Origin of the sequence: Nocardioides proteolyticus (genome assembly GCF_051280635.3) — a bacterium.
GTDB lineage: Bacteria > Actinomycetota > Actinomycetes > Propionibacteriales > Nocardioidaceae > Nocardioides.
This window is the reverse complement of sequence record NZ_JBNBPO030000003.1, coordinates 44,061-62,131: the sequence shown is the minus strand read 5'-3', so window position 1 is coordinate 62,131 and position 18,071 is coordinate 44,061. Positions and strand designations below refer to the sequence as shown.

19 protein-coding genes and 2 tRNA genes are annotated in these 18,071 nt (G+C 73.0%); 14 read left to right on the top strand and 7 right to left on the bottom strand.

Annotation, left to right across the window (positions count from 1 at the left end):
- Positions 1-59 precede the first annotated feature (59 nt).
- From orn to serA, 6 genes are all read left to right on the top strand, one after another.
- Positions 60-695 (top strand): oligoribonuclease, encoded by a 636-nt coding sequence (orn, locus tag ACPOLA_RS02630; RefSeq protein WP_435768832.1) that lies wholly within the window; start codon positions 60-62, stop codon positions 693-695.
- 47 nt (positions 696-742) lie between these two features.
- Positions 743-815 (top strand) — tRNA-His (locus tag ACPOLA_RS02625).
- Positions 816-1,150: 335 nt separating this feature from the next.
- Positions 1,151-2,023, top strand: a complete 873-nt coding sequence (locus ACPOLA_RS02620; protein WP_435768831.1) for a glycoside hydrolase family 16 protein — start codon at positions 1,151-1,153, stop codon at positions 2,021-2,023.
- Between the two features lie 133 nt (positions 2,024-2,156).
- Positions 2,157-2,354 carry a hypothetical protein gene (locus ACPOLA_RS02615; RefSeq protein ID WP_435768830.1) on the top strand — a complete coding sequence of 66 codons (198 nt, stop codon included), beginning with the start codon at positions 2,157-2,159 and terminating at the stop codon, positions 2,352-2,354.
- 41 nt (positions 2,355-2,395) lie between these two features.
- A complete protein-coding gene (locus tag ACPOLA_RS02610; protein WP_435768829.1) occupies positions 2,396-3,286 on the top strand; it encodes a GNAT family N-acetyltransferase in 891 nt (296 codons plus the stop codon).
- Between the two features lie 56 nt (positions 3,287-3,342).
- Positions 3,343-4,536 carry a phosphoglycerate dehydrogenase gene (gene serA / locus ACPOLA_RS02605; protein WP_435768828.1) on the top strand — a complete coding sequence of 398 codons (1,194 nt, stop codon included), beginning with the start codon at positions 3,343-3,345 and terminating at the stop codon, positions 4,534-4,536.
- A gap of 43 nt (positions 4,537-4,579) precedes the next feature.
- On the opposite strand, the gene ACPOLA_RS02600 is transcribed toward serA, so the two are convergent.
- Complete coding sequence (locus ACPOLA_RS02600) at positions 4,580-6,466, bottom strand: penicillin acylase family protein (RefSeq protein WP_435768827.1); 1,887 nt, start codon at positions 6,464-6,466, stop codon at positions 4,580-4,582.
- Between the two features lie 92 nt (positions 6,467-6,558).
- Here ACPOLA_RS02600 and ACPOLA_RS02595 point away from each other — a divergent pair, with 92 nt between their 5' ends.
- The 3 genes from ACPOLA_RS02595 to ACPOLA_RS02585 all read left to right on the top strand — a co-directional run bounded on the left by ACPOLA_RS02595 (position 6,559) and on the right by ACPOLA_RS02585 (position 9,208).
- Positions 6,559-7,410 (top strand): universal stress protein, encoded by an 852-nt coding sequence (locus ACPOLA_RS02595; RefSeq protein ID WP_435768826.1) that lies wholly within the window; start codon positions 6,559-6,561, stop codon positions 7,408-7,410.
- Positions 7,411-7,424: 14 nt separating this feature from the next.
- Positions 7,425-8,984 (top strand): phytoene desaturase family protein, encoded by a 1,560-nt coding sequence (locus ACPOLA_RS02590; RefSeq protein WP_435768825.1) that lies wholly within the window; start codon positions 7,425-7,427, stop codon positions 8,982-8,984.
- Between the two features lie 148 nt (positions 8,985-9,132).
- Positions 9,133-9,208: transfer RNA gene (locus ACPOLA_RS02585), tRNA-Lys, on the top strand.
- A gap of 48 nt (positions 9,209-9,256) precedes the next feature.
- Here the strand turns inward: ACPOLA_RS02585 and ACPOLA_RS02580 are convergent.
- The gene (locus ACPOLA_RS02580; RefSeq protein WP_435768824.1) at positions 9,257-10,303 is read right to left on the bottom strand and encodes an FUSC family protein; all 1,047 of its coding nucleotides are present in this window, start codon (positions 10,301-10,303) and stop codon (positions 9,257-9,259) included.
- 187 nt (positions 10,304-10,490) lie between these two features.
- Between ACPOLA_RS02580 and ACPOLA_RS02575 the strand changes: the two genes are divergently transcribed.
- Both ACPOLA_RS02575 and ACPOLA_RS02570 read left to right on the top strand, forming a co-directional pair.
- Positions 10,491-10,913 carry a hypothetical protein gene (locus tag ACPOLA_RS02575; protein WP_435768823.1) on the top strand — a complete coding sequence of 141 codons (423 nt, stop codon included), beginning with the start codon at positions 10,491-10,493 and terminating at the stop codon, positions 10,911-10,913.
- A gap of 123 nt (positions 10,914-11,036) precedes the next feature.
- Positions 11,037-11,678, top strand: coding sequence for a dihydrofolate reductase family protein (locus ACPOLA_RS02570; RefSeq protein ID WP_435768822.1), 642 nt, complete (start codon positions 11,037-11,039; stop codon positions 11,676-11,678).
- Between the two features lie 33 nt (positions 11,679-11,711).
- Here ACPOLA_RS02570 and ACPOLA_RS02565 read toward each other — a convergent pair whose 3' ends face one another.
- Positions 11,712-12,119, bottom strand: coding sequence for a winged helix-turn-helix transcriptional regulator (locus ACPOLA_RS02565; protein WP_435768821.1), 408 nt, complete (start codon positions 12,117-12,119; stop codon positions 11,712-11,714).
- A gap of 115 nt (positions 12,120-12,234) precedes the next feature.
- On the opposite strand from ACPOLA_RS02565, the gene ACPOLA_RS02560 reads away from it, so the two are divergent.
- The 3 genes from ACPOLA_RS02560 to ACPOLA_RS02550 all read left to right on the top strand — a co-directional run bounded on the left by ACPOLA_RS02560 (position 12,235) and on the right by ACPOLA_RS02550 (position 15,206).
- The gene (locus ACPOLA_RS02560) at positions 12,235-13,662 is read left to right on the top strand and encodes an MFS transporter (RefSeq protein WP_435768820.1); all 1,428 of its coding nucleotides are present in this window, start codon (positions 12,235-12,237) and stop codon (positions 13,660-13,662) included.
- An 86-nt stretch (positions 13,663-13,748) separates the two neighbouring features.
- Positions 13,749-14,432, top strand: a complete 684-nt coding sequence (locus ACPOLA_RS02555) for a GAF and ANTAR domain-containing protein (protein ID WP_435768819.1) — start codon at positions 13,749-13,751, stop codon at positions 14,430-14,432.
- A gap of 72 nt (positions 14,433-14,504) precedes the next feature.
- On the top strand, positions 14,505-15,206 hold the full coding sequence (locus ACPOLA_RS02550) for a GAF and ANTAR domain-containing protein (RefSeq protein WP_435768818.1): 702 nt from the start codon (positions 14,505-14,507) through the stop codon (positions 15,204-15,206).
- Positions 15,207-15,233: 27 nt separating this feature from the next.
- Here the strand turns inward: ACPOLA_RS02550 and ACPOLA_RS02545 are convergent, their stop codons facing one another.
- The 4 genes from ACPOLA_RS02545 to ACPOLA_RS02530 form a co-directional block, all read right to left on the bottom strand.
- Positions 15,234-15,401 (bottom strand): hypothetical protein, encoded by a 168-nt coding sequence (locus tag ACPOLA_RS02545; RefSeq protein WP_435768817.1) that lies wholly within the window; start codon positions 15,399-15,401, stop codon positions 15,234-15,236.
- Between the two features lie 176 nt (positions 15,402-15,577).
- Entirely contained in the window at positions 15,578-16,258 is a 681-nt protein-coding gene (locus tag ACPOLA_RS02540) for a hypothetical protein (protein ID WP_435768816.1), read from the bottom strand.
- A gap of 30 nt (positions 16,259-16,288) precedes the next feature.
- Positions 16,289-17,128, bottom strand: coding sequence for a mechanosensitive ion channel family protein (locus ACPOLA_RS02535; protein WP_435768815.1), 840 nt, complete (start codon positions 17,126-17,128; stop codon positions 16,289-16,291).
- Between the two features lie 51 nt (positions 17,129-17,179).
- A complete protein-coding gene (locus tag ACPOLA_RS02530; protein WP_435768814.1) occupies positions 17,180-17,995 on the bottom strand; it encodes a MerR family transcriptional regulator in 816 nt (271 codons plus the stop codon).
- Positions 17,996-18,071: the final 76 nt, after the last annotated feature.

Sequence of the window (18,071 nt, the reverse complement as noted above, 5' to 3'; positions counted from 1 at the left end):
CCTGAGAGGCCGCTCCGGAGGGGCGGTCCTGGGGGCGGTACGGCGTAAGGTGCAGCCTCGTGAACGAGAGACTGGTCTGGATCGACTGCGAGATGACGGGGCTCGACCTCGTCAACGACGCGTTGATCGAGGTGGCCGCCCTGGTGACCGACTTCGACCTCAACGTGCTCGGCGACGGCGTCGACATCGTCGTCAAGCCGCCGCCGGAGTCGCTGGACCAGATGATCGACCTCGTCCGCACCATGCACGAGTCCTCCGGGCTGCTCGACCAGCTCGAGCACGGGGTGACCCTGCAGGAGGCCGAGGAGCAGGTGATGGCCTACCTCGCCGAGCACTGCCCGAAGGACAGCCGCCCTCCCCTCGCCGGCAACTCGGTCGCGACCGACCGTGGGTTCGTGGCCCGGGACATGCCCCGGCTCGACGCCTTCCTCCACTACCGGATCGTCGACGTCTCCTCGATCAAGGAGCTCGCCCGCCGCTGGTACCCGAAGGCGTACTTCAACGCGCCCACCAAGCGGGGCAACCACCGCGCGCTGGCCGACATCCAGGAGAGCATCGAGGAGCTGCGGTACTACCGCGACACCGTCTTCGTGCCGCCACCCGGCCCGGACTCCGACGCCGCCAAGGAGGTCGCCGCGCGCCACGGCGGGTCCATCACCGGCCTCGGTGACGCCGCCGTGGACACCGATTCCTGATCACGACGGCGAAGCCACTACACTCGTCCCCGGCCGTCAGGCCGATGGTGGGTATAGCTCAGCTGGTAGAGCGCCGCGTTGTGGTCGCGGATGTCGCGGGTTCAAGTCCCGTTACTCACCCCGGTGCCCCACCTGCGAAGACGCAGGTGGGGCTTTTCCGTTGCCGGCGCGCTCGCGTGGCTGGTTGCCGGGGAGTCTGAAAGCCTCTACTTTCAGACCGGCGGCGGGCGGTGCTCCGCCGGTCGCCGACCTGTCCCGTCATCCGGGGGGAAGGACGGGGCAGGTGTGTCCCCGGGAGGCGGCCCACCGCGCCCCACAGCCGGTGGGCCGTCTCCCTCTCGGGCGACGGCGGGTGTCGCGTCCGGTCCGAATCCAGGGCATTCCCTCCCGAAGCGGGGGTTTCCTCAGTATCCTCCCCTCGGCGGGCCACGGTCGTCCGCCGCTCTGGGGGGAAGATGAAGCGCCTGCTCTCGGCTGTCGTCCTGTTGCTCGGGTGCCTCGTGGCGACCATCGCCACGACCGCACCCGGCCCGTTCACCGGCCCCGCGACGGCCGCCGGCCCGAAGGGCGACGCCTGCGGACCGAGGGTCGCGAAGGGGAAGGGGTTCTGGAGCTGCACCCTGGCGGAGAGCTTCTCCGGGTCCTCGCTCGACCCGCAGGTGTGGACGGGCATCACCCAGCCCGGCTCGGGCGAGCTGTGCGCCCTGGCCCGACCGGAGACGATCTCGCTCACGTCGGGGGTGCTGCGGCTCAGCGCGATCCGGACCACCGACACCGCGCAGTGCCCCGTCCGCGCCGACGGGACGCGCGGCTCCTACGCCGGTGCGTGGCTGAGCACCTACTACCGCTGGGGACAGCAGTACGGTCGCTTCGAGGCCCGGGTCAGGGTGCAGGCCGCCAGCGACCCCGGCCTGCACGAGGCGTTCTGGCTGTGGCCCGACGTCCGCTACACCGCCGACACCCCGTGGCCGGCCAGCGGCGAGATCGACATCGCCGAGACGTTCTCCTCCCACCCCGACCTCGCCGTCCCGTTCCTGCACTACAACGCCGACGACAACGGCGGGTCCGTGCCGGGCCTGAACACGGCGTGGAACTGCTACGCCCCGCGAGGGCAGTGGCACACCTACACGTTGGAGTGGACCGCGGACAGGCTCACCGTCCTCGTGAACGGCCAGACGTGCCTGGTCAACACCGACGGCGCGGCAAGCTTCCGGAAGCCGTTCATCATCAACCTGACCCAGACGCTCGGCGGCGGACACAACCTCTACGACGGCCGGGTGCCGCTGCCCGCCACCATGGAGGTCGACTACGTGAAGGTGTGGAAGTAGCCACCACCAGCCGGCTCCGTACGCCACAGTGGCCACGGCGCCCCATCCGGACGTGTCCCCCGGGTGGGGCGCCGCCTGCCGTCCGCCCGGAGCCGCGGCGGCTGCCGACGGCCTGGTCGGGTACTGCACGGGCGTGACTTGGAACAGGAACGGCTCGCGCTGGTCGGCTGCCGGGCTCGCCCTCGTGGCGGCCCTCACCCTCGGCGGCTGCGGCGACGACAGCCAGAACGACGTGACCAACGACCCGGTCGACGACCGGTCCTCGACGGCGCCCGAGGAGCAGGACCAGGGCGGCGAGGAGGACCGCGGCGGCGAGGTCGACGACAACTGACCGCGCTTGCGGCGAGCGCATCCTCTGACTACGGTCCGAGAATGCTGACCGCCGCGCTGCGCCGCTTCAACCGCACCTACACGCAGCGGATCGGCGTCCTCGACGAGTCCTTCCTCGGCACCGGTCGCCCCGTCGCCGTCTCGCGGCTGCTCTTCGAGATCGGCTCGGCGGGAGGGTCCTCGGCGCGCGCCCTGCGCGAGCGGCTGGACCTGGACTCCGGGCACCTCTCCCGCATGCTCCGTGCGCTGGAGAGCGAGGGCCTGGTGCAGACCGCTGCCGACAGCGCCGACCGCCGGGTGCGCCTGGTCCGGCTGACGCCGGCCGGCCAGCGGGCGTACGACGACCTCGACCGCCGCTCCGAGCGGCTCGCCGCGCGCCTGGTCGAGCCGCTCACGCCGCGCCAGCAGCAGCGCCTCGCCGAGGCGCTGTCGACCGCGGACCTGCTGGTGCGGGCGGCGACCGTCCGGCTGCGGACCGTCGACCCCGCGGAGCCGGCGGCGCGCGCGGCGACCCAGCGCTACTTCGACGAGCTGGACGCCCGCTTCCCTGGCGGCTTCGACCCGGGCGGGCCGGATGCGCCGGAGCCGGGGGCGACGTACGTCCTGGCGACCTCCGACGGAGAGCCGGTGGCCTATGGCGGCATCCGCCCGCTCCCGGCCGTCGGACCGGCTGGCGGACCGGCTGTCGGACCGGGCGTCGCCGAGATCAAGCGGATGTGGGTTCATGCCGACTGGCGCGGCGCGGGGCTCGGCGCCCGGATGCTCCGGCACCTCGAGCAGCTGGCCGGAAGCCAGGGCTTCTCGCGCGTGGTGCTCGACACCAACGGCACGCTCGTCGAGGCGGTCGCGATGTACGAGCGCGCCGGCTACCGGCGCATCGAGCGCTACAACGACAACCCCTACGCCGAGGCGTTCTTCGCCAAGGAGCTGTGACCGGCGGAGACGGACGCGGTCCACCCGACACCGTGCTCTGGCCGTACGGTGGCACCGTGAAGGCACTGCTCCTGGAGAACATCCACCCAGCGGCCGTCGAGCTCCTCGAGAGCCGGGGCTACGAGGTCGAGCTGCGTGCCGGCTCCCTCTCCGAGGTGGAGCTGCTCGCGTCGTTGGCCGAGGTCGACCTGCTCGGCATCCGCTCCAACACGACCGTCACGGCGCGGGTCCTCGCGGAGGCGCCGAGGCTCGAGGCGATCGGCTGCTTCTGCATCGGCACCAACCAGGTCGACCTCGGCGCCGCCGCCGAGCGGGGCATCGGGGTGTTCAACGCGCCGTACTCCAACACGCGCAGTGTCGTGGAGCTGGTGATCGGGGAGATCATCGCGCTGGCGCGGCGGCTGCCCGAGAAGATCCAGCGGATGCACGACGGGGTCTGGGACAAGTCGGCCCGGGGCAGCCACGAGGTCCGGGGCCGGACCCTGGGCATCGTGGGCTACGGCAACATCGGCACCCAGCTGTCGACGGTCGCCGAGGCGCTCGGCATGCGCGTGGTGTTCTACGACACCGCCGACCGGCCGGCCCACGGCACCGCCCGCCGGATGCGGTCGCTGAAGGAGCTGCTGGAGGTCGCCGACGTCGTCAGCCTCCACGTCGACGGCCGGCCCGGCAACGCCGGCTTCTTCGGCGCCGACGAGTTCGCCCAGATGAAGCCGCGCGCGATGTTCATCAACGCCTCGCGCGGGATGGTCGTCGACTACGACGCCCTCCGCGACCGGATCCTGTCCGGCGACGTGGCCGGTGCCGCCGTCGACGTGTTCCCCACCGAGCCGAAGGCCCAGGGCGACTCGTTCGACTCGGTCCTGCGGGGCCTGGACAACGTCATCCTGACCCCGCACATCGGTGGGTCCACGCAGGAGGCGCAGGAGGAGATCGGCTGGTTCGTCGCGGAGAAGCTCGCCCGGTTCGCCCAGGAGGGCAGCACCGCACTGTCGGTCAACCTCCCCGACGTGCTGCCGCCACCGCTCACGCCCGGCCGGCGGCTCGGCTTCCTGCACCGCAACGAGCCCGGGGTGCTCGCGGAGCTGAACGCGGTGTTCGCCGCCGCGGGCGACAACGTGCTCGGCCAGCACCTCTCGACACGGGACCGACTCGGCTACGTCGTCACCGACGCCTCCGAGCCCCTGTCGGCAGAGGCGGTGGAGAACCTGCGCCGCGCGGAGTCCTGCGTCTGGGCGCGCACCTGGTAGCGCCTGCTCCGGCTGCGCGGCACCGGTCCGCAGCCGGAGGCCCTCACGGCTCCTCCCGCAGCAGGGCCCAGTCGGTGACGATCGGCGTCAGGACACCCTCCGCCCACGACTGCAGCTGGTCGGCGTAGTACGGCCCAGGCAGTCCGGACGCGCCGGTCGGCACCACCCAGCCACCTGCCTCACGGTCGGCGAGGTCCCACACGTAGCGCGCCACCGCCCCTCGGGTCGCCGCGTCGCTGATCCCGGGAGCCGACCCCATGGTCCGCACGGTGTCCTGGTCACCGGACACGGGCACCGCGGGGATCCCGGTGGCATAGCCGTCGATCGCGTGCGCCAGTGCGGACACGTGGGTGCTGCCCCAGGTCGCGGGCAGCTCGGCGTGATCGATGGCGGCGAGGGCCGCCTCGGCGTGCCGGAACAGGTCGATCCCGTACGGCGCCCGTCCGGCCAGGGCCTCGGCGGCGAGCGTCGGCAGCGCCAGTCCGAGCCGCAGCTCGAGACGCATCGCGAAGTCGAACAGCGGGCCGTGGCGGTGCTCGGCCGGCGGGTCGGCGAGGCCGGCGAAGACGGGCTCCCGAGCCAGGCGTCGGACCAGTGCCGAGCGCCACGCTGCGAACCGGGCCGCTTCCGCCGAGGTCGCCGCCATCACGCCGTCGAAGTCGTCGAACGCACCGGGCACCAGCCGTGCCAGCACCGGCACGCTCCCGAGCAGCGCGTCGTTGTGGATCTCGGCGAAGTCCGCGGGCATCAGGCCGGAGCGCCCGGCGAGCAGCTCCCGGATCCGCTCCGCCCGGTAGGGCGGGGCGAAGGACGAGCCCACCTGGGCGCTCTCGGGGCCGCGGCGCTCGTTGGCGCTGACGATCGCCTCCTCCGGGCCGGCGTCGAGCCGGTGCGGGTCGTCCAGCCAGCCGGTCCACTCGCCCGTCGACCGCACCGGCACCTTCCCCGCCAGCCGGTAGCGCACCCGGCCCCCGCGATCGGCGATCAGCACGTTGTTGACCGGCTCCACCCACGCGTCCAGGGCCCGGTCGACGTCGTCGACCGACCGGGAGCGGAGCAGCGGCAGCAGGGCGTCGAAGCCCAGGTCGCCGAGCACCCACGACGTCGTCCGCACCGCGAGCCGGTCCGACAGCGGCAGCAGGTCGTCGGGCAGCGGCTCGCCAGGCACGGTGTCGACCACGTCGTGGTAGTCAGCGGCGGCGTTGGTGACCGCCCAGGCGACCTCGCCGGCATGGGCGAAGTGCTGCACGCCGGGCACGCCGACGAACGAGAACCCGACGACGCCGAAGGAGTCCGCGGGGTCCTCGCACGCCAGCCGGACCTGCTGGTAGACGCCAGGCTGCTCGAGGTTGCGATGCGGGTCACCGCCGAGGAGCGGCAGGCCGGAGGCGGTGCGCGCGCCGCCGACCGCCCACGCGTTGCTTCCCGACGACATCGGCCCCTCGTGGGAGAGGAGACGCCAGTCGTCGCCGAGCACGGAGGCGGCCAGGCGCTCCCAGAGGCGCAGGCTGATGCTGCCGAAGAGCAGGTGCTGGGCGAGGAAGGTCGCCAGCGGCGTCCAGGGCTCCCACCGCCCGGGGCGGTGCCGGAGGTGGACCAGCTCCGGCACCGCGTCGTACGGTGTCGCGGCCAGGCCGGCGTTGACGCCGTCGACGTACGACGCCACGAAGTCCTGCGTCTCGGGCGCACAGGCCTCCAGCGCCCGACGAGCGGTCTCCTCCACGCGCATCCGGGTCGCGAAGTCGTCCCACGCCGCGGCCGGCTCGCCGCCGAGGACCGGGCCGGTGACGGCGAGCGCCCGCAGGCGCAGCCACTCCAGCTGCCACACCCGGTCGCGGGCGGTGGCCTCCCCCTGGCCGTGGGCGAGGTCGAGCGCCGACGTGGCCCGCACATGGGGGACGCCGCAGGCGTCGCGATAGATCCGGGCCACACCGCGAGGCTAGAGGGGTGTCGTCCCCGGGTCATCGCGGTTTCGCCGGGACCTGGCTGTCGCAACTGGTCTAGACGCGAGAGAATGCCGTCGTGCAGCACACGATCGGGACCGCGAGCATCGTCGTGGCCGTCGACGGCAGTCCGCAGTCCCAGCACGCGGTCCGCTGGGCCGCCCACCAGGCCGACCTCGAGCACCGGTGCCTCGTCGTCGTCGGCTACGCCGAGGACGACGGCCACCTCCCCGCCGTGCTGGCCGACGCGACGGCGCTGGCGGCGTCGGGCCGTGACGCCCTCGAGATCCAGGCCCTCGCCGCAGGAGCCGATCCCCGCCGGCTGCTCGTGGACCTGTCCGAGCGAGCGTCGCTGGTCGTGCTCGGGTCCCGGGGCGGCGGCGGGCTGCGGAGCATGTACCTCGGCTCGGTGGCCAGCGTGGTCTGCGCCCAGGCCGCGTGCCCGGTGATGCTGTGCCGCGCGCCGCGCGCCGCCCCGGACCGGGGGGCCGTGCTCGTCGGCACCGACCACGGGCCCGAGGCCCGGCCGGTGCTCGAGGTGGCCTTCGACCAGGCGGCGCTGCGGGGCGGGTCCCTGACGGTCGCGCACCGGCTGTGGGAGGCGGCCGCGGCGCGCGCCGGGATGGGCGACCCGTCCACGGCCGAGACCGACGCCGGGACGCGCGAGAAGCAGCGCCTCCTGCTGTCGGACGTGGTCGCCGGCCTCGCGGAGGCTTACCCCGAGGTCTCCGTGGTGCTGCGCGACGCCGCCGACCTCGCGGCCGCGGTCGCCGCCGGTCGCACGGACCAGTGGGACCTGCTCGTCGCGCCGCGCCATGCCGTGGGTGCGCCGGACAGCCTGGCCAGCGGTGCGTTCGCCACCTCCGTTCTGGAGCACGGGCCCACGTCGGTGGTGCTGGTGCCCGAGGCCCCGCCCGCGTTCGCGACCTGACTAGGGTCGGGCCCATGACCCGATACGACGTCGTCGTCGTGGGGGCGGGCCACAACGGGCTGACCGCCGCTGCCTATCTCGCCCGAGCCGGGCTCTCCGTGCTCGTCCTCGAGCGCCTCGACCACGTGGGCGGGGCGGCCGTCTCGGCGCAGGCGTTCCCTGCCTTCCCGACCCGGCTGTCCCGCTACTCCTACCTCGTGTCGCTGCTGCCCGAGCGGATCGCGACCGACCTGGGCCTCGACCTCCGGCTCCTGAGCCGCCCGACGGCGTCGTACTCCCCCGTCGTGCGGGACGGGCGGCCGCTCGGTCTGCTGGTCGAGCGCGACGAGAGCGAGGCGACGCGGGCCTCCTTCCGCGAGCTGACCGGCTCCGACGACGAGTACGACGCCTGGCGGGCGTTCTACGACGGCGTCGGCGCGCTGGCCCGGGCGGTCGCGCCGACGCTGGTCGAGCCGTTGACCACCGAGAGCGAGGTGAGCAGCGACGTCGACCCCGAGGTGTGGCGGGAGGTGGTGCACCGGCCGATCGGCGAGGCGATCGAGCGTCGGTTCAGCGACGACCTCGTGCGCGGCGTGGTCGGCACCGACGCGCTCATCGGCACCTTCGCCTCGCTGCACGACCCGAGCCTGGTCCAGAACCGCTGCTTCCTCTACCACCTCATCGGCAACGGCACCGGCGAGTGGCGGGTGCCGGTCGGCGGCATGGGCGCGGTGACCGACGCCCTGGCCCGCGCGGCGGCCGACGCCGGGGCCGAGCTGGTGACCGGTGCCGGCGTCAGCGCGATCCGGGTGGTCGGCGACGGCGCCGAGGTCACCTGGCACGACGGCGCACGCGAGCACACCGTCGCCGCACGACACGTGCTGGGCAACGTCGCGCCGTGGGTGCTGCGCATCCTGCTGGGCGAGGGCGAGGATCCGGCGACGAAGCCGGAGGGGGCGCAGCTGAAGGTCAACCTGCTGCTCTCCCGGCTGCCGCGGCTGCGCTCCGGCGTGGACCCTGCCGTGGCGTTCGCCGGCACGCTGCACCTGGCGGAGTCGTGGTCGGAGCTCGAGGCGGCCTGGGCGGCCGCTGCCCGCGGAGAGCTGCCCGACCCGCTGCCGGGCGAGGTCTACTGCCACTCGCTCACCGACCCCTCCATCCTCGGCGACGTGCCGGCGGGCACGCAGACGCTCACCTACTTCGGGTTGCACACCCCGGCGTCGCTGTTCGCCAGCGACCCCGCCGGGGTGAAGGAGGAGGCCGTCAGGCGCGCCCTGGCCTCGCTCGACGCCGTCCTCGACGAGCCCCTCGACTCGGTGCTGCTGCGCGACGAGACCGGCCAAACCTGCATCGAGGCGAAGATCCCGCAGGACGTCGAGGCCGACCTCGCCATGCCCGGCGGTCACATCTTCCACGGCCACCTGGAGTGGCCCTGGGCTCCCAACCGGGCCCGCCTCGAGACGCCGGCCGAGCGCTGGGGAGTCCAGACCTCGCACGACGCCGTCCTGCTCTGCGGCTCCGGCGCCCGCCGCGGCGGGGCCGTCTCCGGCCTCGGCGGCCACAACGCCGCTCAGGCCGTGCTGGAGTCGCGCTAGTCCACGCAGTTCCGCGTCGCGGTCGCGGGGCCCCCTCGCTCCGGCCGGGAGGGCCGCCCAGCGAGGCGTCGGGAGCCGATCGCCGGAGCTCCCCGATTTCGCCCGTGCAGCCCTACGCTGGTAACGTCTCTCCTCGCGTTCATCGCATGCACCTCTAGCTCAATTGGCAGAGCAGCTGACTCTTAATCAGCGGGTTCTCGGTTCGAGTCCGAGGGGGTGTACCAACCTCGAGGGCCCGGTCGACAGACCGGGCCCTCGAGCATTTCCCCGCCTCAGCGGCCGGTCGCCGCAGCGTCGCACAGCGGTCGCAGCGAGGAGAGCGTCCGGTCGATCGCGGTCACCACTCCCCCGGCCGTGATCAGGTCGTCGCCGGTGTCCTGGCGCAGCCGCCGCATCGCACGGACGAGCTCCTCGCTGGTCTCCCGCGCTCGGTCGACGGCGTCGAGGTCGATGCCGTCCTCGACGGTGCGCAGCACGTCGGCGACGGCGTCCAGGGCGTCGGCGGCGAACGGCCGCAGCTCCGGGCCGAGCGCCACGTGCTCCCGCTCGGCGTGCTCCTGGTCGGCGAGCAGGTCGCTCAGGTCCTCGACCAGGAACGCGAGGCGCTCCAGTGCCCGCGCCTCGAGGTAGCGCTGGTCGGCGGACGTCGCCCAGCGTCGTACCCGCCAGTTGACGCGGCGGGCGTCGCCGGCCTGGCTCGCCACTGTCCGCATCCGCCCGACGAGCACGTCGAGGTCACCGGTCTGCTCCCGCCACTCCTCCGGCCTGGGCGGCCCGTCGCGCCGCAGGCTGTCGGCCACGGCGTCGAGACGGTCGGCGAGCGTGTCACGCACGTGGCTGAGCGCGCGCGCCTCCGCACGCAGCGGCAGCGGCGGCCACAGCGCGTTGACGGCCAGCCCGACCAACGCCCCGAGCGCGGTGAGCCCGACATAGGCCCCGGCGTAGTCCCAGGGGTGGTCACCACCCAGCACGAGCACGAAGAGACCGGTGATCGGGACCCAGCTCCGGGCGTCGCCGAGCCGCTCGAAGCCGGGCACCGACGTCATCACCGCCGTGCCCATGCCCACGACCACCAGCAGGGCGAACACCTGCGGCAGCGGCGTGGCGAGCACCGCGATCGCCACGCCCAGCGTCATCGCCGCGATCGTCTGGAGCGTCTCGCGCACCGAGCCGATCACCGACGCGGTCACGGCGACCACGGCGCCGAGCGGCGCATAGAACGGGTAGTCGTCCGCCAGCCCGCCCAGCGGCATGACGGCGAGCCACGCCAGCACGGCAGCCGTCGCGGTCCGCATCGACCGGCCGATCTCCGCCCCCATGGACCAGCGGTGCCCGATCGGCGGCCGGTCAGTCGGAGCCGGTCGGCCGGAGCCGGTCGGTCGGCCGGCCGACGCCGGAGCGGTGCGGCCACCGGTCGGTCCCCCTCTGCGGCCTGGCGGGCATGGCGGGTATGACGGGTATGGCGGCCCCCACACCGGTTACCTCCGAGGAAAGGGGGAGACCGCCATGACCGAGTTCTTCGAAGACCTCCAGCAGTGGGCGAGCGACAACAGCACCTGGGTCTGGATCGGGCTGGTGCTCCTGGTCGCCCTCCTGGTCCTCGCGGCCGTCGCGGCGATGGTCAGGCGGAAGAAGCGCGCGTGGGACCACCGGCACGCCGCCCAGCTCCGCGAGGAGGCGGCGGCGAGGAGCCCCAAGATCGCCGCCAAGGACGCCGAGGCCCGCCGCCTCGAGGCCGATGCGGAGCGCGCTCAGGCCGAGGCGGACCGCCTCCAGGCCCTCGCCGACGACAAGCGCACCGGCGTGGACAAGGAGCGCCGGGAGCGCGACGCCCGCCTGCACGAGGCCGATCAGCTCGACGGCGGCCGGTCCGACGGAGGCCAGCCCGACGGCGGCCGGAAGGACGACGGGTCCCGCACGACGCGGTGACCGTCCCGGACGAGGTGCCGCCGTCGCGCACGGCGGCACCTTTCTCGTCGCAGTGGCGATGAGATTCGACGCCGGCAGGGGTCCGCTCTGCGAACCACCCCGTCGAGCGCAGCGAGCGAGCAGATGACACGCACCCGGATCCACAACCTCTCCCTGTCCCTGGACGGCTTCGCCACCGGGGAGGGCCAGTCCCTCGAGTCACCCTTCGGCCACGCGGGCCACCGGCTGCACGAGTGGCTGGTCGCGACGCGCTTCGGGGCTCCGATCGTGGGCCGCGAGGGCGGCACCTCCGGCGCCGACGCCGCCCTGGCGCAGCAGCACGAGCAGGGCATCGGCGCCGAGATCATGGGGGCCGGCAAGTTCGGCCCGCCGGGCTGGCAGGACGACCCCGACTGGACGGGCTGGTGGGGACCCAACCCGCCGTTCCACACGCCGACCTTCGTGCTCACCCACCGGCCGCGGCCCTCGATCGAGATGGAGGGCGGCACCACGTTCCACTTCCTCGACGCCTCGCCGGCCGAGGCGCTCGCCGCGGCGCGGGAGGCGGCGGCCGGAGCCGACGTGCGCATCGGCGGCGGCCCCACGGTCGCGCGCGACTTCATCGCAGCAGGCCTCGTCGACCACATCCACCTCGTGCAGGTGCCGATCGTGCTCGGCCGCGGCGTGCGCCTGTGGGACGGGCTCGAGGCGATGGAGGGCGGGTACGACGTCGAGGCGGTGTCCACGCCGAGCGGCGTCACCCACCTGACCTTCACCCGGCCGTGAGGGCGACGCGGCGGCCCGGCACCGGCACCGGCGTCATCCCCCGACGCGGGCGTCGAACGCGGCGCGAGCGTGTGCGATCTCGTGCTGGTGCTGCTCGGTCCACGACACGAGTGACTGGATGATCTCCAGCAGGGTGCAGCCCAGCGGCGAGAGCTCGTACTCGACCCGCGGCGGGACCTCGGCGTGGACGGTCCGGCGCACCAGGCCGTCGCGCTCGAGGTGGCGGAGGGTGACTGTGAGCATCCGCTGGCTGATGCCGTCGATCTCGCGACGCAGCTCGTTGAAGCGCATGGTGCGCCGCTCCAGCAGCGCGATCACGAGCAGCGACCACTTGTCGGCGATCCGGTCGAGGATCTGGCGCACCTCGCAGTCCTGACGCGCGTCCCACTGGAACGGGTCCGAACAGCCGCAGTCCGCCTCCCGCCCGTCAGGCGCGGTCACCTCGGGGGAACCAGGGAACGAGGAAGTGCCTACTTCCGCCATGGCCCCATCCTCCCCAAGATGGGAGGTGGTTACAAGAGGTAACCAACTCACCGTCCATAACCGAGGAGAGCCCGTGAGCAGCAGTCCCGTCGTGGAGCAGACCGAACAGCGGATGACGCTGCGAGCGTGGGGACTCCTCCTCGTCGTCTGCGGTGCGCTCTTCCTCGAGGGAATCGACATCGCGATGCTGAACGTCGCCGTGCCCGCGATCGCCGACGACGTCGGGCTGAGCGCCGGGTCCGCGCACTGGGTGATCAGCGCCTACGTGCTCGGCTACGCCGGCTTCATGCTGCTGGGCGGGCGCACCGCCGACCTGGTCGGACGGCGGCGGGTGTTCCTCCTCGCCCTCGCGGTCTTCGTGGCGTTCTCCGTCGTCGGCGGCGTGGCCGACGCCGACTGGGTCCTGGTGCTCGCCCGCTTCGCGACCGGCGTCGCGGCCGGCTTCCTCACCCCGGCGGGGTTCAGCATCGTCACCACCACGTTCCCCGAGGGCCCGCTCCGCGATCGGGCGCTGGTCGTCTACGGCGCCGTCGGCGCGGCGGGGTTCGTGCTCGGCATGGTCGCCGGCGGGTTGCTGACCACCGTCAGCTGGCGGTGGGTCTTCTTCGCGCCGGCCCTGCTGGGCGTCGTCCTGCTCGCCGCCGGAGCGTGGCTGATCCGGCCCGACGAGCCGACCGGACCGGGCGTCGGCGGCGCCGACGTGGGTGGGGCACTCACCGTCACCGCGGGCATGGTCGCCATCGTGTACGCCGTGATCACCGTCGGGGAGGGCCACGGGATCCGGGACGCCGTGCTGCCGGTGGCGGCCGCCGTCGTGCTGCTGTCCGGGTTCGTGGTGATCGAGTCACGGCACCGCTCGCCCCTCCTGCGGCTCGGCCTGCTCCGCGAAGGCCTCCTGCCCTACGCGTCCGTCGCCGGTCTGCTCTTCATGGGCGCCTTCTTCGCCTTCCAGTTCGCCGTCACCCTCTACCTGCAGGAGCTGCGCGGCTGGAGCCCGCTCGAGGCCGGGCTCACCTTCGCGATCATGGGCCTGGACCTGGTCGTGGCACCGATCGTCACCCCGCCTCTCGTACGCCGCTTCGGCGTGGTGCGGGTGATGACCGCCGGCCTGCTGGCCGCTGCCGTGGCGTTCGGCCGGCTTGTCGGGCTGCAGGACGACTGGACCTACCCCGACCTGCTGCCCAGCCTGCTGCTCGTGGCGGTCGCGTTCGCCCTCGTCTACGGCCCGCTGACCTCCGCCGCCGCGGAGGGCGTCGCGGAGGCGGAGCAGGGCGCTGCCGGCGGCGTCGTCTACACCGCCTTCCAGTTCGGCGGTGCGCTCGGACTGGCGGGCGTCACCATCGTCCTCTCGGCGAGCGACACCGCCGCGGCGGTGGGCGACTACCGGCACGCGCTCGTCGTGCCGACGGTGGCGGCGGCGCTCGCCGTCGTCGTCGGCGTGCTGGCGGCCGCGCGGCAGCGCACCCTGCGCCCACCCACGGGCCAGAGCACCCGAGGGTAAAGATCGGCCACGACGTGCGGCGCGACGGCATGGTGAGGCACCCTCCGGGTACCTCCGGGTCGCAGAGAACCAGGAGGTCGTCGACGATGGACGCACGCGGGCACGCCGCCGAAGCACTGACCGACGCCGCGAGGACGATCCACGCGCCGCGCTCGGTGGAGGACACGCTGTCCGCGATCGTGCGCGCGGCGGTCGAGACGGTGCCCGGCTTCGACGACGTCGGCATCTCGGTCGCGCATCCCGACGGGGAGATCGAGACCCTTGCCGGGACGGGGCTGCTGGTCTGGGAGCTCGACGACTGGCAGTACAAGCTGGGCGAGGGGCCGTGCTACGACGCGATCCGCGGGGCCGGGGTCAGGTTGATGCATGACGCGGACGCGGAGGAGCGGTGGCCGAACTACCTGGCGAAGGCGCGCACGAAGGGCCTCCGGTCACAGATGGGGCTGCAGCTCTACACCGACGACGGCACCGTAGGTGGCCTCAACTTCTACTCCACGAGCAGGACCGGCATCGACGAGGATGCGGTGGAGCTCGCCGAGCTGTTCGCCACGCACGCGGCGATCGCACTCGGACGCGCGCGCCACGAGGACGACCTCAACCAGTCGGTCGTGTCCCGCCAGGTCATCGGTACTGCGGTCGGGATCGTCATGGAGCGCCACCAGCTCGGCGAGGCGCGCGCCTTCGAGTTCCTGGTGCGCGCCGCGACCACCAGCGACGTGACGCTGCGCGCCGTCGCCGAGGAGGTCGTCCGCTCCACCGGCGGCCGCTGACCGCCGGGGATCGGGGCGCCGGCGGCCGGGTCGAGTACTGTCTTGGACACCCCCAGAGCGCCCGGAGGCGGAATGGACCAGCAGCGAGACGTCGCAGCCGCACTCACCGAGGCCGCGAAGTCGATCCACAGCCACCGATCGCTCGACGAGACGCTGGAGGCGATCGTCCATGCGGCTCAGCAGACGGTGACCGGCTTCGAGCACGTCGGCATCTCGATCGTGCACGGCAACGGTGAGATCGAGACCCGGGTCGGCACGGGTCAGCTGGTGTGGGAACTCGATGACCTCCAGTACTCGCTGCGGGAAGGTCCCTGCTTCGACTCGGTCCGCTCCGAGCCGCTGCTGCTGATCGAGGATGCGCGCGCCGAGGAGCGCTGGCCCCGCTACATCCCCCAGGCCCTCGAGCGAGGACTGCGCTCGCAGATGGGCCTGCGGCTCTACACCGACGAGGGGACCCTCGGTGGTCTCAACTTCTACTCCACCCGGTCCGCGGGCATCGCCCCGGACGCCCTGCAGATCGCCGAGCTGTTCGCCGCCCACGCCGCGATCGCCCTCGGGCACGCGCGCTACGAGCACCAGCTGAACGAGTCCGTCGCGTCACGGCAGGTGATCGGCACGGCGGTGGGCATCGTGATGGAGCGCTACCAGATCGGCGAGGACCGTGCGTTCCAGTTCCTCGTCCGGGCCTCGACGACCAGCAACATCAAGCTGCGCGACATCGCCCAGGAGCTGGTCGAGACCACCAACGAGCGGCACCGGCCGAAGGACGGCTGACCGGTCTAGGTCACGACGCCGGGCTCCTCAGTCCGGCAGGGGCACGAGCTGCTCGGCCGGCACCCAGCTGGTCTGGACGCGACCGTCCACCTCGTGGGTGACCAGCGCCTTCGCGCGGTCGCGGCTCCACTTGAGGAGCAGGCCGGGGACGCTCTCGTCTGCGAGCCGGACGAGGACCTGACCATGGGGCTGCAACAGGGCTCCTGGGCGCCGGGGCCTGGGGCCCGGGACCGACAGCCCGCGTCCTGAGCCGTTCGACCGAACTGTAGCGCCACGATTCGGCCGCCGTCACGGAGGCCGCTCCGGCCGTGCGTACGACGAGGGCCGGGTGCGGACCTCGTCCGCACCCGGCCCCCTACGGCGTGAATGCCTCAGTAGCGCGCCACCCGGTCGACCTTGCTGTGGTAGCGACGGCCGACCTTGCCGCCGGCCATCGCGGCCAGCAGGGTGCCGAGCAGCAGCGCGGCCGCGGTGATGATGCCTCCCACGGTGGCTGCGTCGGTCGGGATCGGGAACCGCGGGAGCGAGACGCGGTCCAGGATGTTGTACTGGCTGCCGAACGCCCAGCCCAGCCCGACGGCGAGCAGCGTGACGACCAGGCCGATCAGCCAGACGGCGAGGCCCTGCTTGCCGCCGTCGAACCTGGACATCCGGCCGGCGACGTAGCCGCCGGCGTAGTACGCGATCGCCATCACGATCACGAACCCGATCGCGACGCCCAGTCCGATCGCGCCCGCCTCGCGCTGCACGTCGTTCTGGCTGAAGTCGGTGTTGGCGCCGATCGCCGAGGCGATGGCACCGACGATGCTGGTGAGCAGCACGGTGAGGGCGATGGCGACCAGCCAGCCGAAGAACGCGGCGCCCAGGTTGACCCCGCCGTACTCGTCGCGCGCGTGGCGCTCACCGATGGCCGCTCGGTCCGCGGGGTCCAGGTGCTGGCCCGCCGCGGTCCGCCGACCCTCGTAGTGCTCGTCGTGCTGGTGGTCGTCGTGGTGGTGCTTGTTGCGCTGCCACGGCTTCAGGCCGCGGCCGTGGTGGGTGTCGTGTGCCACGGTTCTTCCTCCTTGTCGGACCGATGGTCGTCACCGCTGGTGACGAGCCTCCGGTCCCTCGGTGTGAGTGGTCGGCGCCGTGTACGACGCGCCGGTGTACTGCGGCGCCGGGGAGTCGGCCGTGCTGCCCTGGTCGCCGTACCGTCCCTGCGCCTCGTGGGCCTCGGCCTCGGCACGCGCCTTGCCGGTCCGGATGTCGGACTTCGCCTGCTCCTTGTGCTCCCGACCCTTGGCGTAGGCGTCCTCGAGCATCCGCTGGGCGACGGACCGGCCGCCCAGGCCGAACGCGAGCGCGAGCCCCAGGGCCAGCGCACCCATCGTGGCGGCGAACGCGATCCGCACGATCTCGGGCGCGATCTGCAGCTGCTCGAGGATCATGAAGAACGCCACGACCATCACCACCGCGGGCAGCACCGTCGCGGCGATCCTGCCGGTGGGCGTGTCGCCCATGACGCGGGTGATGCCGGTGGCGACGGCCCCCGAGATGAGCGCGGCGGCGACGAAGATGGCGATCGCGACGACGATGTTGGGCAGGTAGGCGAGCACCTGGTTCATGAACGTCGTGAGCGCCGGGATCTGCAGCGCGGACACCGCGGCCACGGCAAAGAAGAGGAACACGAACCAGAAGGCGACCTTCGCGACGACACCGGAGACGCGGGCCCCCGGCACCATCCGCTCGACGTAGCCGTGCGCGCTGGACTGCTGCAGGTGCCGGTCGACGCCGGTCATCTCCAGGCCCTTCCGGACGGCGACCTGGACGATCTTCGCCACCAGGTAGCCCAGGGCAAGCAGGACCAGGAAGCCCAACAGGTTCGGCAGGAACCCGAAGAACTTGTCGAAGCCCGTCTGCAGGCTGTTCTCGATATCCATGACGCACATCCCCCTCGTGTCGGTCACGTCATGGAGAGGCGGTACCCGCTGTCACATGCGCCACACGCTGCCCGGCGCGACCGGGCGTGTCGCCGGCGCCGCGTCCGGCGCCCGCTGGATGCGGGCCCAGCCCTTCCACCCGCGCTCCTGCACCAGCTCGACCAGCCGACGTCCGACCGGGTGGTCGGCGATCATGGAGTCGAGCAGGGCGGCGAAGGAGTCGTCCATCTCGGCCTCCGGCAGGGTCCCGCCATGGGCCTCGAGGTCCCTGGTCAGCAAGTCGTCGAGATGGTCGGCGACCTTCTCCAGGCGCGGGTCCTCGGCGGTCCAGTCCAGGGCCTCGCCGAGCAGCTGGTACAGGCGCACGACGTGGGGATCCTCGAGGGTGGCGACCTTGTCGACCATCCACTCCTCGACGTGCTCCGGCGCGTGCGCCGCGACGAGGATCCAGGCGTCGCGCTCCATTCCCACGAGCCGCTCGTCGATGCCGAGCGCGCGCAGGGCGTCGAGATAGCCGGTGACCGGCTGCGGCAGCGCCAGGCTGTCCCCCGCGGCGAGGCGTGCCAGCTGCGCGCGGTTGTCCTGAATCCGGCGCACCTCCGCACGCATCCGGCGGTCGACCTCGGCGACGGCGGCGGCGAACTCCTCGGGTGAGGCGGCGAGGAGCTCCGCGACCCGCGCGAGCGGCACGCCCGCCTCGGCCAGCGTCCGGATCCGGATCAGCTCCACCACCGACCCCGCGTCGTACCGCCGGTAGCCGGAGGCGTCGCGCTCCGGCTCCGGCAGGAGTCCCCGGGCGTGGTAGTGCCGGACGGCGCGCACCGTCACCCCGGCGTACGACGCCAGCTGACCGATCGTGAGCAGCACACCTCCACCTTCCTCCCGTGCGGGCCCCGGCGTCGAGCACCGCCCCGGCGCTTTCTGTGCACATCGTGGGAGGTTG